This is a genomic window from Nocardia sp. NPDC050712 (genome assembly GCF_040654295.1).
In the GTDB taxonomy this organism is placed as follows: Bacteria; Actinomycetota; Actinomycetes; order Mycobacteriales; family Mycobacteriaceae; genus Nocardia.
Genome location: NZ_JBFAHT010000002.1, coordinates 1,711,025 through 1,722,846 on the forward strand (window position 1 = coordinate 1,711,025; position 11,822 = coordinate 1,722,846).

At 70.1% G+C, this 11,822-nt stretch carries 13 protein-coding genes; 6 read left to right on the top strand and 7 right to left on the bottom strand.

The genetic code is table 11. The features are described from left to right. Nucleotides 1–7: 7 nt before the first annotated feature. Nucleotides 8–838 (bottom strand): CoA ester lyase, encoded by an 831-nt coding sequence (locus AB0H76_RS18845; protein ID WP_357325067.1) that lies wholly within the window; start codon nt 836–838, stop codon nt 8–10. Between the two features lie 177 nt (nt 839–1,015). Here AB0H76_RS18845 and AB0H76_RS18850 point away from each other — a divergent pair, with 177 nt between their 5' ends. From AB0H76_RS18850 to AB0H76_RS18860, 3 genes are all read left to right on the top strand, one after another. Then, nucleotides 1,016–1,960 carry an alpha/beta hydrolase gene (locus AB0H76_RS18850; RefSeq protein ID WP_357325070.1) on the top strand — a complete coding sequence of 315 codons (945 nt, stop codon included), beginning with the start codon at nt 1,016–1,018 and terminating at the stop codon, nt 1,958–1,960. Between the two features lie 28 nt (nt 1,961–1,988). Beyond that, nucleotides 1,989–2,690 carry a hypothetical protein gene (locus tag AB0H76_RS18855; protein WP_357325072.1) on the top strand — a complete coding sequence of 234 codons (702 nt, stop codon included), beginning with the start codon at nt 1,989–1,991 and terminating at the stop codon, nt 2,688–2,690. A gap of 374 nt (nt 2,691–3,064) precedes the next feature. Beyond that, complete coding sequence (locus AB0H76_RS18860) at nt 3,065–4,126, top strand: lipase family protein (RefSeq protein WP_357325074.1); 1,062 nt, start codon at nt 3,065–3,067, stop codon at nt 4,124–4,126. A gap of 21 nt (nt 4,127–4,147) precedes the next feature. Here AB0H76_RS18860 and AB0H76_RS18865 read toward each other — a convergent pair whose 3' ends face one another. Continuing rightward, the gene (locus tag AB0H76_RS18865; RefSeq protein WP_357325076.1) at nt 4,148–4,891 is read right to left on the bottom strand and encodes an arylmalonate decarboxylase; all 744 of its coding nucleotides are present in this window, start codon (nt 4,889–4,891) and stop codon (nt 4,148–4,150) included. 22 nt (nt 4,892–4,913) lie between these two features. After that, entirely contained in the window at nt 4,914–5,474 is a 561-nt protein-coding gene (locus tag AB0H76_RS18870; RefSeq protein WP_357325079.1) for a TetR/AcrR family transcriptional regulator C-terminal ligand-binding domain-containing protein, read from the bottom strand. An 83-nt stretch (nt 5,475–5,557) separates the two neighbouring features. Between AB0H76_RS18870 and AB0H76_RS18875 the strand changes: the two genes are divergently transcribed. Further along, nucleotides 5,558–6,451: a DUF4437 domain-containing protein gene (locus AB0H76_RS18875; RefSeq protein ID WP_357325082.1), complete on the top strand. Its 894-nt coding sequence runs from the start codon at nt 5,558–5,560 to the stop codon at nt 6,449–6,451. An 85-nt stretch (nt 6,452–6,536) separates the two neighbouring features. Then, nucleotides 6,537–7,340, top strand: a complete 804-nt coding sequence (locus AB0H76_RS18880; protein WP_357325085.1) for a thioesterase family protein — start codon at nt 6,537–6,539, stop codon at nt 7,338–7,340. A gap of 228 nt (nt 7,341–7,568) precedes the next feature. Here AB0H76_RS18880 and AB0H76_RS18885 read toward each other — a convergent pair whose 3' ends face one another. Beyond that, nucleotides 7,569–8,501 carry an ATP-binding protein gene (locus AB0H76_RS18885; protein WP_357326249.1) on the bottom strand — a complete coding sequence of 311 codons (933 nt, stop codon included), beginning with the start codon at nt 8,499–8,501 and terminating at the stop codon, nt 7,569–7,571. Between the two features lie 101 nt (nt 8,502–8,602). Then, nucleotides 8,603–9,298: a response regulator transcription factor gene (locus AB0H76_RS18890; protein ID WP_357325088.1), complete on the bottom strand. Its 696-nt coding sequence runs from the start codon at nt 9,296–9,298 to the stop codon at nt 8,603–8,605. Between the two features lie 129 nt (nt 9,299–9,427). Between AB0H76_RS18890 and AB0H76_RS18895 the strand changes: the two genes are divergently transcribed. Then, nucleotides 9,428–10,306, top strand: coding sequence for an LLM class flavin-dependent oxidoreductase (locus AB0H76_RS18895; RefSeq protein WP_357325091.1), 879 nt, complete (start codon nt 9,428–9,430; stop codon nt 10,304–10,306). 80 nt (nt 10,307–10,386) lie between these two features. Here AB0H76_RS18895 and AB0H76_RS18900 read toward each other — a convergent pair whose 3' ends face one another. Together AB0H76_RS18900 and AB0H76_RS18905 are read right to left on the bottom strand one after the other, a co-directional pair. After that, on the bottom strand, nt 10,387–11,196 hold the full coding sequence (locus AB0H76_RS18900; RefSeq protein ID WP_357325094.1) for an SCO1664 family protein: 810 nt from the start codon (nt 11,194–11,196) through the stop codon (nt 10,387–10,389). 1 nt (nt 11,197) lies between these two features. Further along, nucleotides 11,198–11,782: a DUF3090 domain-containing protein gene (locus tag AB0H76_RS18905; RefSeq protein ID WP_357325096.1), complete on the bottom strand. Its 585-nt coding sequence runs from the start codon at nt 11,780–11,782 to the stop codon at nt 11,198–11,200. Between the last annotated feature and the right edge of the window lie 40 nt (nt 11,783–11,822).

Consider the following 11,822-nt stretch of genomic DNA (forward strand, 5'->3'; position numbering starts at 1 on the left):
CCGCCGACTACCGCCGGTCCTCGGCCTCGGCCAGCACCCGCCGTGCCTGTTTGATGACTGCCAGGTCGACCATCCGGCCCTGAGCGTCGAGTACCACTCCCCCGTCCGCGCTCTCGAAGTGCCGCACGAGGGCGCGGGCCCGCGCCACGTCGGCCGCGCTCGGGGTGAAGACCTCGTTGACCACCGGCAGCTGCGCGGGATGGATACACGCTCGTCCGCGAAATCCCAAGCGCCGCAGTGCCTCAGTCGACTCGCGCAGCGCCTCGAGAGCGCGGAAGTCGGTGCGTACCGGGGCCAGCGGCGCGGCGATTCCGGCGGCCGCGCTGGCCAGCACCACCTGGCTGCGCACCGCAAGGAGTTCCAGCTCCGCGGGGCCGGCGGTGATGCCCAGCTCGGCGCGCAGGTCCGCCTCGCCGATCTGTAAGCGCGCCACCCGGGGCGCGGCGGCGATCTCGGGGGCGGCGAGGATGGCGCGCGCACTTTCGAGCAGGGCACAGATGCCGATCGCGCCGGGCCGGTTCTCATATTTCTCCAGCAGTGCCCCGGCCGCCCGAACCTGCTGCGCGGACTCGGTTTTCGGCAGGCAGACTGCGGTGATCGCCGGTAGCGCCACCGCGGCGATGTCGGCGGCGAGTTCGGCCGGATCGACCCGCACCCAGATCGGCTTGAGCGGGCGTACCACCGTGCGCAGCCAGGCCGCCACCTCCGCCCGGGCGGAGTGCTTGTCCCGCAACGGAACCGCGTCCTCCAGATCGAGCAGGACCACATCCGCGGGCCCGGCCAGGGCCTTGCCGAACAGTTCGGGACGATTTCCGGGGACATACAGCGCGGACCGCATCGAGCCTCCTCCATGTGCGAAACACCGTTTCGCACATGGAAACTATCGAGAGACCGTCTCATTGTCCAGGATTCCCCGTTCCCCTTGACACCAGCGCGTATGTGGGCGCTAATGATCCATCGGTAAATGAAACGCCATTTCGCTAGTGGAAACGGCGTTGCGCTGCGGGAGTCATCCATGAACGTTCGAGGCCCGGTCCTGGCCGTTGTCGCCGCCCTGCTCACCGCCACCGCCGCCGGGCCCGCCCTGGCCGCTCCGATCTCCGGCGCCGTCGACATCCGGTGCGCGGCGGACACCCTGCACCAGGACGCCGATTGGTACCTGCCGCAAGGCAAACCCACCGCGCTGGTATGGGTGCAGCACGGCTTCGCCCGCAGCAATGCCCAAGTCGCCGCGCTCGCCCAGAGCTTCGCCGACGCCGGCTATCTGGTCTTCGCCCCGAGCCTGCCGTTCTTCCAGCTGTCGGGCTGCACCTTGCAGAACCTCGGCGACAACTCCGGATTCCTGTACAACGTCGCCGAACTGTTCGGCACCGCCACCGATCCCGGCGCGGCGCTGGGCACCAGCCTGGCCGCCGCCGCGCGCCGGGCGGGCCTGCCGGTCCCCGAGCTGCCCAGCGACCTGGTGTTCGTCGGGCATTCGGCGGGCGCCGAGGCGGTCACCTTCGTCGCCGACCGGATCCGCAGCCACCACCTGCCGACCTGGCCCGGACTGCGCGGGGTGCTCCTGCTCGATCCGGTGCAGTCCTTCGTCGGGGACAACATCGCCCGCGCCCTGAGCGGACTCGACGGCACCGGCCTGCCGATCCTGACGATCTCCGCCCCACCCGCGCTGTGCAACAGCTTCGCTCGCGGCACCACCGCGGTCCAGACACAGCTGCATCGGCCGTTCGTCGGCGTGCGGCTGCGCACCGGCGTGCACACGGACGCGGAAGGCGCGAGCACCGATCCGCTCGGCACGGTCTTCTGTGGCGTCCCGGCCCCGGAGAACTCCGCGGCGCTGCGCGCGCTCGCCCTGGGCTGGACCGACGACTTCCTGACGGGCGCAACAGGTGCCACCGTCACCCGGGCGCAGGCCGTGCTGACCGCGGGACTCGCGGCCGATCTGCTGCCCGGCTCGTAATCCCCTCCTGATCCGAAGGCGAATGCCCATGCTGCTCCGAACGCTGCTCACGACCGCGCTGCTGGCTACCGTCACGCTCGGTCTCGCCGGACCCGCCGGCGCCGACCCCGATATCGAGGTCCCCGGCGCGCAAGCGACCGAGGGTGAGCAGTTCCCGCAAATCTGCCTGCGCGCGCAGGTGCAGACCGCGGATCTGCGGCTGGGGAAGTTCCGGCGGGCCGGTGGCACCCTCACCGAGGAGCCCTACGCCGACCTCTCCGCCTTCATCGCCTCCAAGCCACAGATCCAGCCGCTCACCGTGACCAGCTACACCACCTACGCGGACGGACTCGCGAAACAGATCCGCTGCAAGGGCAAGTCCGCCGATCACCTCACCGAGGTCTACGGCGCGCAGGTCGCGGGCGCGGAAGGCACCTGCGCCGAGGTCAACCGGGTCACCCTGCGCCAGGTCGCCCGCTCGCTCACCGGCGAAGAGCGCAGGGCCCTCGTCTACAAACCGCGCCGCGTCGTGCTCGACCCGGATACCCCGTCGGCCACCGGCCAGGACTGGGTGGCCGATTTCCCGGTCGCCGTGCGCGATCCCGCCGGGATACTGCATCTGCCGTCCAAGTCGCTCTACGTTCCGCTGGCCACGCCCGGCATTCCCGAGGCGTTCAAGGGCCAGCACTACTGCACCCTGATCACCCACGAGTACCTGAAACAGGTCCTGCTCGGTGCGGTGCAGCCCTAGAGCGCTGCCGGTAGTGCGCGGGGCAGCCGCGACCGGTATCTCCGGTTCGGGTATCCCGCACGGCCGCGAGATGTAATCTTGCTGCCTTCAAGGGGATTCGTGGGAGTCGGTCCCCGCCGGGGAGGGAAGTCGCCAGCGTGGGCAGTGCCGTATCAACTTGGGATGCAACATATTCAGTGGTCAAGCGCGGACGGCTACGTTCGGTGCTGATCGCGATTTCGGTCGTGCTGTGCATTACCGGTACCCCCGTGGCGGTCGGTGGTGCGGATCCGCTGCCCACTCCGCAGAACGACCCGTTCTACACCCCGCCCTCGGGTTGGGCCTCGACGGCGCCGGGCACCATCCTGCATTCGCGACCTGTCGAGCTGGCCTCGATGGGGCCACAGGCGCAAGACGCCGATGCCTGGCAGTTGCTGTATCGAACGACCGATGCCGCCGGCGACCCCACGGCGACCGTGACAACGGTACTGCGCCCGCGAACCGGGCCGGTCGAGGGACTGATCGCCTATCAGGCCGCCACCGATGCCTCGGCCCCACAGTGCGCCCCCTCGTTCGCGCTCCGGCATGGAGCGCCCGACCAATACGACTCCGCGCTGGATCTCATACAGATCGACCAGATGCTGTCCGCTGGTCATGCGATTTCCATCGCCGACTGGCTGGGGCCGAAAGGAGCGATGTTCTCCCCGAATCAGCCGGGGTACGCCGTGCTCGACGCAGTACGCGCCGCCGAGGGTTTCACGCCCCTCGGCCTGTCCGGCGTCGATACTCCGGTTGCTGTGACGGGCTATTCCGGCGGGTCGCTCGGTACCGCGTGGGCCGCGCAGGTGCACCCGGCCTACGCTCCCGAAATACGCCTGGTCGGTGCTGCCATGGGCGGCTGGACAACACCCGTCGGCCCCTACCTGGAGTCGCTCGATTCCGGCCCGTTCTCCGGTTTCCTGCCCTCGCTTCTGCCGGGCATGATGCGCGCCGATCCACAGCTGGCGGCGGCTTTCGACAAATACCTGACCCCGGCCGGACACGCCCTGCTGGCCGCGGGTGACAGCAAATGTGTGACGCCGAACGTGGCTCAGCATGCGTTCCTGCGCATGGACGACTACCTGACGATCCCGTTTTCGCGGCTGCTCGAGCAGGTACGGGCATCGTTTGCCGACGTGGACTTCGGCAGCGCCGTACCGACCGCGCCGCTGTTCCTCTACAACGCGGTGCACGACGAGATCCTCGACATCGCGGCGGCCGACCAGGCGGTGACACGGTGGTGCGCGGCGGGCGCGCAGATCGCCTATACGCGAGATCAATTGAGCGAGCACATCAGCCTCAACATCAGCGCGACTCCCGCGGTCCTGCGCTGGATCGATGAGCGGCTGTCGGGGCAGGCCGCGCCCGCAGGTTGCTCGACGCGCACGGTGCCGACCATGGCGCTCGGTGGCGCATAGTCGGGAGTCACGCCCCAGGGCTCAATGCTCGCGCAACAGGGCGCCCGCGCCCGCTAGGCGATCGTCGAAACCGTGCTCGCGCAACGCATGCCAGAGGGTGGCGGAATTGATCGCGACGACGGGCTTGCCGAGTTCGGCCTCCAACTCCTCGGCGAGGGCGACGAAGGACAGGTTGGTGCCGACCTGGACGATCGCCTCCACCCCCGGGCCGTCCAGACCGGCGACCACCTCGCGCAGTGGGTCGGGTTGCACGCGGGCGATGCCCATCGCTGTCGGGCAGCGCAATCCGGTGATCGCCGCGACGTCGAAACCCGCCTCGGTGAAGAACCGGCCGACCTCCTTGTCCGCGATCGGCTGATACGGCGAGAACACCGCGATCCGGCGGCATCCGAGCTCACGCAGCGCCGCCCGGCAGGAACTCGCGCCCGTGGTGACGGGTAGTCCGGTGCGCGCCCGCAGCCGCTGCTCGAAGGCCGCGTTGCCATCGACGCCGCCCCAGAACGTCTCGGCGGACATGCCCATGACCATGCGGTCCGGCTCGGCGGTCAGCACGTCGCGCACCGCGGTGTCCAGGGCGGCGCGGATCTGGCCGAGCAGGCCCTGGAAGTCCGCGTCGTCGCCCATCACCGGGTTCGGGATGTACATCGAGCCCGCCCGGTAGGCGACGCCCGGCACACCGGCCCGCCAATAGTCGTGTTCGACAACGGTGTTCGTGCTCGGCACGACGACGCCGAAGACGGCGCGGGTGCCAACGACATTGGTCATGCTTGCCCCTGGGTGTCGGAGTTCAGGCGGTGATTCGGGCCAGCAGGTCGTCCACCGCGCGATGCGCGCGCGCACGATCGACCGGGCGATCCAGCAGCAGGACATCGACGAGCAGCGGGGCGGCGATCAGCGTCGCGCCCTCCGCTACCGCCGCCTCGGTGTGCGCGCCGATCGCGCGCAGTGCCGCGCGGAAGGGCTCGAGCAGGTCCAGGACGTAGCGCAGGCGCAGCTCCGTGCAGGACGGATCGCCCGCCGAGGCCGTCACCAGGGCGCGCAGGAACGCGCCGACCGGCTTGTCGCGCAGGCGATCACAGAGCAGGTCGACTTCGGCGTGCAGGTCCGCGACCGGGTCGCCGCTGGGCGCGGACGGCTCGTGCGGCGCGACCGCGATGAGCGCGGCCAGCACGTCACGCGGCGCCGGCCAGTGCCGGTAGATCGTGGTGCGGGCGACGCCCGTCGCGGCATGCAGCCGCTGCGGCGTGAGGGCGACCGCGCCTTCGGTCAGCAGCAGCTCCAAAGCCGCTGTCAGCACCAGGGTTTCGGTTTCGGCGGCGGGTCCGGCCGGGCGCCCGGGTTTGGTCATGAATTTACGATACACCTTGTGTTGGTTATTGGTAATCGCTACATTCTGTATCAGAAATATCGCTCACCTCCGAGGAGGGACCCATGCGTCCGCACGTAGAGCTCATCGACGAAAACGATCTCGTCTGGCATCACGCCGAATTCGACAACGCCACCGGCACAGCCGAACAGCGCCACCTCAGCTACGACGAGGAAGACGGCTCGGCCTCCCTCAAGGTCCGCTTCACCAGCGACTGGTCCCGCCCGGCCGGCGTGCACCACGCCGACACCGAATGGTTCGTGCGGTCCGGGCAGGTCACCATCGGCGACACCACCCTGGGCCCGGAAGGGTTCTGGATGGCGCCGAAAGGCGTTCTGACACCGCCGGTCTCGGTCACCGCGGGCAGCGAGATCCTGCTGTTCCGCGAACACGGCGACTGGCATTTCGACCACGCCGACGCCGATCGCGACTTCGTGCGAGCCGACCAGCAGTTGATCGTCCGCGACTCGGCCGCCATGCCGTGGATCGACGTGAAAGACGGCAGCCCCATGCGTTTCGACCTCGGCGGCACCCCCGTCCCCGGCCTCTACATCAAACTGCTGGCCCGCGACGCCGAGACCGGCTTCTACACCCGCCTGATCAAAGCCAAGCCCGGCTGGCGCGAAGTACCCCTGGCCCACCACCCCTGCTCGGAGGAGGCCTACTGCCTCGACGGCGGCTTCGACTACAACTTCGGCAAGATGTGGCCCGGCACCTACTTCTGGCGCCCGCCCTACATCCGCCACGGCGACTTCACCGCCGACGCCGAACAGGGCTGCACCTGGATCGTGCGCTCCGACGCCGACCTCGTCGACTGGTACACCGACAACGCCAAGGTCGTCATGACCGGCGACCCCACCAACTGGGGCCCCGGCCACCCCCACAGCCTCGCCCCCCGCTTCGTCGAACCCGTCCGCTCCCGCTCCACCGGCCCCTGGCCCGACCCCACCTACCAGTAGCGACCTGCGCCCCTTACCCGCGGAGTAATCGACAACGGCGCGCCCGCCGGGGAAGATCGTGAGCGAGTGAAAGGATCTTCTTCGGATGACCACGACCACGCCCTTCGCGTTCGACACCGACACGGCCAGTAGCCGGGTCGGTGCACACGAGTTCGCCCTGGAGCTGTCCGAGCGGTGGACCACCTTCGGTGGCGCCGCCAACGGCGGATATCTGCTGGCCACCTGTTTGCAGGCGTTGCGGCAGGAGTTTCCACAGCCGGATCTGCTGTCGGCCTCGGCGCACTTCCTGCGGCCCGGGGTGCTCGGGCCCGCGCGGATCACGACCGAGGTGGCGCGGATCGGGCGGCGCACCGCGACCGGCGCCGCGGTGCTGACCCGCGACGATCGCGAGATCATCCGGGTGCTGGCCACTTTCACCGATCTGGCGGCGGCCGCGGGCAAGACCGCGGTGCGCGACGACGCGCCGCAACTGCCCGCGCCGGAGGAGTGCGTGAACCCGCTGGAAGGGCTCGGGGCCGTCGGGGCCGCGACCATCGCCGAGCGGGTGGAGTTCCGGATGCCGGAGCTGCCCGGATTCTGGCAGGGGCAGCCGGGCGGGACCAGCGCGGCCGACTTCTGGTGCCGGTTCACCGACGGGCGCGACGCCGACCCGATCGCCCTGGCCCTACTGGTGGACGCGGCGGCCCCGGTGGTGATGGATCTCGGGGTGCCCGGCTCCTCGACCGTCGAACTGACCGTGCACATCCGGCAGCGGCCCGCCCCGGGCTGGCTCAAGTGCCGGGTCCGCACCAACTACCTGATCGACGGCTTCCACGAAGAGGACTTCGACATCTGGGACAGCACCGGCGCGCTGGTCGCCCAGTCCCGGCAGCTGGCCCTGATTCCGTAGCACCGGTCATCGATCCGCGCATGTCACAGGCGGATTCATCGCATGCATGTTTGCACGCCGCGCCGAATTGCAGTGCGCGCGGCGTGCTTCGGCCGGGCGCGCGCGGCGCGATTCGCAAAGAACCGCGCCGCGCGATCTCGGTAGGGTGCGCCTGGCGGGATGCGGTCGGGTGCGAACAGCGTTAGGCGCGGGCAGCGTGATGCCGTCGGGTGCGGATGGCGGGATGCGTCAGGGCGCGGGCAGCGTGATGCGGATTCGGGAGCCCGGGTCGGCGACCGCGATGGTGCCGTCGTGCAATTCGATGATCCAGCGCGCGATCGCCAAGCCGAGACCGGTGCCGCCACCGTCGGTGCGACCCCCGCGGGTGAAGCGATCGAAGATCCGGGCGCGCTCGGCGCTCGGGATTCCGGGGCCGTCGTCGTCGACATCGATGACGACGACGCCGGATTCGGCGCGGGCATGGATGCGGACCTCGCCGCCGGCCGGGCCGTGCCGGGCCGCGTTGTCCAGCAGATTGAGCAGCACCTGATGCACTCTTGCACGGTCTGCGTAAATGCGTGCCGTGCTGGGCAATACGTCGGTCCGGAAGGTGACGCCGCGGCCCAGCACCGCGGTCATCACCTCGGCCTCGGCGACCACGTCGTCCAAAAGTGGTGCGAGGGAGAGTTCTTCGCGGTCCAGCGGGAACGCGCCGGCCTCGATCCGCGACAGGTCCAGCAGCTCGGTGACCAGCAGGCCGAGGCGCTCGGTCTGGGCCAGCGCGGTACGCAGCGTGGCCGGATCCGGTTCGGAGACACCGTCTACCAGGTTTTCCAGCACCGCGTTCAGCGCCGTGATCGGCGTGCGCAGCTCGTGCGAGACGTTCGCGATCAGATCCCGGCGCTGCTGATCGGCGGCGGCCAGATCCGCGGCCATCTGATTGAACGCCGCGGCCAGCTGGCCGACCTCGTCGCGGGAGCTGGCGCGGACCCGGCGCGTGTAATCACCATGCGCCATACGCTGGGCGGCCGCGGTCATCTCGCGCAGCGGGCGGGTGATGCCGTGCGCGAGTACCTGCGAGGTCACCAGCGCGACGATCAGCGCGGCCAGGGTGGTGCGGGGCGGCAGCCAGCCGATCTGAAACCGGAAGAACCCGAAGGCGACCCCACCCGACACCAGCATCAGGATCGCCAGCTTCAGCTTGATCGAGCGCACCGGGTCCAGCGGGCGCGGCAGGATCGCGTCGAGCCAATCGGTCAGGCGAATGTAGTGCGCCCGCAGGGTCACGACCGTCCTTCCAGCGCGTAACCCACACCGTGCACGGTACGGATCAGATCGGCGCCCAGTTTGCGGCGCAGAGCCTTGATATGGCTGTCCACCGCGCGCGTCCCGGCCGCGTCGGCCCAGTCCCACACCTCCTCGAGCAGGCGCTCGCGGGCCAGCACCACCCGCGGACGACGCGCCAGCCGGGCCAGCAGCTCGAATTCCAGTGGCGTGAGCTGCGCTTCGAGGTCGCCGCGCCAGACCCGGCGCTCGTCGAGATCGATCCGCAGGTCGCCGACGACGATGGTGGCGCCGTCCCGGTCGGCGGTGCGTTCCATCCGGCGCAGCAGCGCGTGCACCCGGGCGACGAGCACCCGCATGGAAAACGGTTTGGTCAGATAGTCGTCCGCGCCGACACCGAGACCGATCAGCTGATCGGTCTCGTCGGTGCGGGCGGTGAGCATCAGCACCGGCAGCGAGCGCCCCGCCTGGATCCGGCGGCAGACCTCGAGCCCGTCGAAACCGGGCAGCATCACATCGAGCACGACCAGATCGGGTTCGCGGGCGGCCACCGCGGCCACCGCCGCCGGGCCGTCGTGCGCGATCTCGACGGTGAAACCCTCCGCGCGCAGTCGCGCCGCCACGGATTCGGCGATGGTCACCTCGTCGTCGACCACCAGGATCCGCCGGGCCGTGTGCCCGCTGCTCTGCTCCATGAGCGAACCTTAACCATCGATTGTGCGTAGTCGTCGCCGCACCTGTGGAGATCCTGTGCGCACGGCGGCCACCCGTAAGGGTTGGTAAAGACCGTGCGCCGCGGCCGGACCGCGGGATACGTTGGCAGCGTGACTGTTCTAGGTGCTGTGTGTCTGCCCCAGGTTCCGCCGGAGCGCCTCCCGGAGGTCGCCTCCGCCGCCGAGGACTCCGGTCTGGACGAGGTGTGGGTCTGGGAGGACTGTTTCTGGGCCGGTTCCGCGGTCACCGCCGCCACGCTGCTGGCACGGACCGAACGGGTGCGCGTGGGCATCGGCGTGATGCCGGTTCCGCTGCGCAACGTAGCCCTGACCGCCATGGAGATCGCCGCCCTGGCGCGCCTGTATCCCGGCCGGGTGCTCCCCGGATTCGGGCACGGCGTGCAGGACTGGATGGGCCAGATCGGCGCGCGCGTCGAGTCGCCGCTGACGCTGCTGCGTGAACAGCTGACCGCGCTGCGCGCCCTGCTCGCGGGCGAAAAGGTCACTGTGACAGGACGCTACGTGCAGCTGGACCAGGTCGCCCTCGAGTGGCCGCCGGCCACACCGCCGCCGCTGGTCGCCGCCGCCACCGGCCCCAAGACCCTGCGCCTGTCCGGCGGCATCGCCGACGCCACCATCCTCACCTCCCGCACCGACCTCGCCGGACTGCGCGCAGCCCGCCGCCTGGTCGAGGAAGGCCGTGCGGCCGCCGGGATCACCGGCCCGGCCCGGCTCATCGCCAATCTCCTCACCACCACCGGCCCCGACGCGGCCGCCCGCCTCGCCGCCGCCCAGCAGGCCAACAGCGGCAGCAGCCCGCACCTTCCGGAAGCCGGAATCGCCGGCGACGCACCCGCGATCGCCGACGCCGTCCGCCGCTGGTGGGACGCGGGCGCCGACACCGTCATCCTCGAACCCGCCGACACCGACCCCGACCCGGTCGGATTCATCCGCTTCGTCGGCGAACAGGTCCGTCCACTGCTGGCCTGAGGCAGGCAAATTCGTGCACCAACCCGCGATCACGACCGCCTTCGCGGCGCGCTCGGCCCACTAGTGCACGAATTTGCCGATCAGAAAGCCGGCCAGGGAATCGGCCGGGTCGTCCGCGGCACCGGCATCACCGGATGCGCCAGCAGTTCCCCGGCGCGGTCGGCGAGCGCGGTGATCTCCGCGTCGGTGATGTGCGGGGCCAGCCGATCGGCGACCTCGCCCGGCAGCGCCTGCGCGAACTTCTCGATGTCGGTGATCAGCACCTCGTCGATGGGCTGACCCGCCCAACCCCACAGCACCGTGCGCAGCTTGTGCTCGGCGTGCAGGCAGATGCCGTGGTCGACGCCGTAGACCTGACCGTCGGTGCCCTCCAGCGCGTGACCGCCCTTGCGGTCGGCGTTGTTGAGCAGCACGTCGAGCACCGCCATGCGTTGCAGGCGCGGGTCGTCGGCGTGGATCAGCGAGACCTCGTTGCCCAGGTCGTCCTGGGCGCGCAGGATCTCGCGGAAGCCCTCGGGCATCGCACCGACGGGAACCAGGTCGACCAGGTCGAAGCGGTCACCGCGCTCGGTGTGATTGTCGGCGGTGTCGATCCAGCGCTGCACCATGCCCGGCCCGTAGGGGCCCTCGCGCAGGATGGTCTCGGGGATGACGCCCCAGCCCAGCGCGTCGGAGATCAGATACGAGGCCACTTCGCGCCCGGCCAGGGTGCCGTCCGGGAAATCCCACAGCGGGCGTTCACCGCGCTCCGGCTTGTAGACCACGCGCGGCCCGCCGGCGATATCGCAGACCAGCGTCACGTTCGAGGCGGTGCTGATCCGCCCGATCACGGTCAATTCCCCGCTGCCGAAACCGTCCTCGGCCGTGCCGCTCCCCTGCCCGCCGGTCAACTCACTCCTCTAGCTCGGCCGGGCCGAAGGTGTCGCTGCGCTTGTATCCGTTGGTGCGCACGCACATGTGCCCGCGCGCGGCCAGCGGTTCCCCGCACAGCGGGCACGGCGGCCGGCCCGCGGCGATCACCCGGGTGGAGCGCAGCGCGAACTCCCGCGCCTGCACCGGGGTCAGGAACACCCGGACCGCGTCCGGGCCCTCCTCGGTGTCGTCGAGCACCACCGACTCGTCGACCTCGGTCTCGGTGATCGCGAGCAATTCCACCACCACCGCGCCGGCGTCGGCGTCCCAGCCCAAACCCATGGTGCCGACCCGGAACTCGGCGTCGATCGGGGTGACCAGCGGCGCGACGTCGGCGACATCGTCGGCCTGCGGCGGCACCGGCGCGCCGAAGCGGCGCGCGACCTCGTCGAGCAGCAGACCCATCCGATCCGCGAGCACCTTGACCTGCTGCTTCTCCAGCAGCACGCTGACCACCCGCGGGTCCTCTACGGCCTGCAGGTAGAACGCGCGATCGCCCGGCTCACCGACGGTCCCGGCGACGAACCGATCGGGGGTGCGAAATACATGGATTGCTCGTGCCAATCTGCACCTCCTGCGCAGTGTTCATGGTTCGCTCGCGAGC

Coding starts and splice junctions, on each gene's coding strand:
- AB0H76_RS18845 (WP_357325067.1), bottom strand. CDS start 838: ATGCGGTCCGCGCTGTATGTCCCCGGAAATCGTCCCGAACTGTTCGGC.
- AB0H76_RS18850 (WP_357325070.1), top strand. CDS start 1,016: ATGAACGTTCGAGGCCCGGTCCTGGCCGTTGTCGCCGCCCTGCTCACC.
- AB0H76_RS18855 (WP_357325072.1), top strand. CDS start 1,989: ATGCTGCTCCGAACGCTGCTCACGACCGCGCTGCTGGCTACCGTCACG.
- AB0H76_RS18860 (WP_357325074.1), top strand. CDS start 3,065: ATGGGGCCACAGGCGCAAGACGCCGATGCCTGGCAGTTGCTGTATCGA.
- AB0H76_RS18865 (WP_357325076.1), bottom strand. CDS start 4,891: ATGACCAATGTCGTTGGCACCCGCGCCGTCTTCGGCGTCGTCGTGCCG.
- AB0H76_RS18870 (WP_357325079.1), bottom strand. CDS start 5,474: ATGACCAAACCCGGGCGCCCGGCCGGACCCGCCGCCGAAACCGAAACC.
- AB0H76_RS18875 (WP_357325082.1), top strand. CDS start 5,558: ATGCGTCCGCACGTAGAGCTCATCGACGAAAACGATCTCGTCTGGCAT.
- AB0H76_RS18880 (WP_357325085.1), top strand. CDS start 6,537: ATGACCACGACCACGCCCTTCGCGTTCGACACCGACACGGCCAGTAGC.
- AB0H76_RS18885 (WP_357326249.1), bottom strand. CDS start 8,501: ATGCTGGTGTCGGGTGGGGTCGCCTTCGGGTTCTTCCGGTTTCAGATC.
- AB0H76_RS18890 (WP_357325088.1), bottom strand. CDS start 9,298: ATGGAGCAGAGCAGCGGGCACACGGCCCGGCGGATCCTGGTGGTCGAC.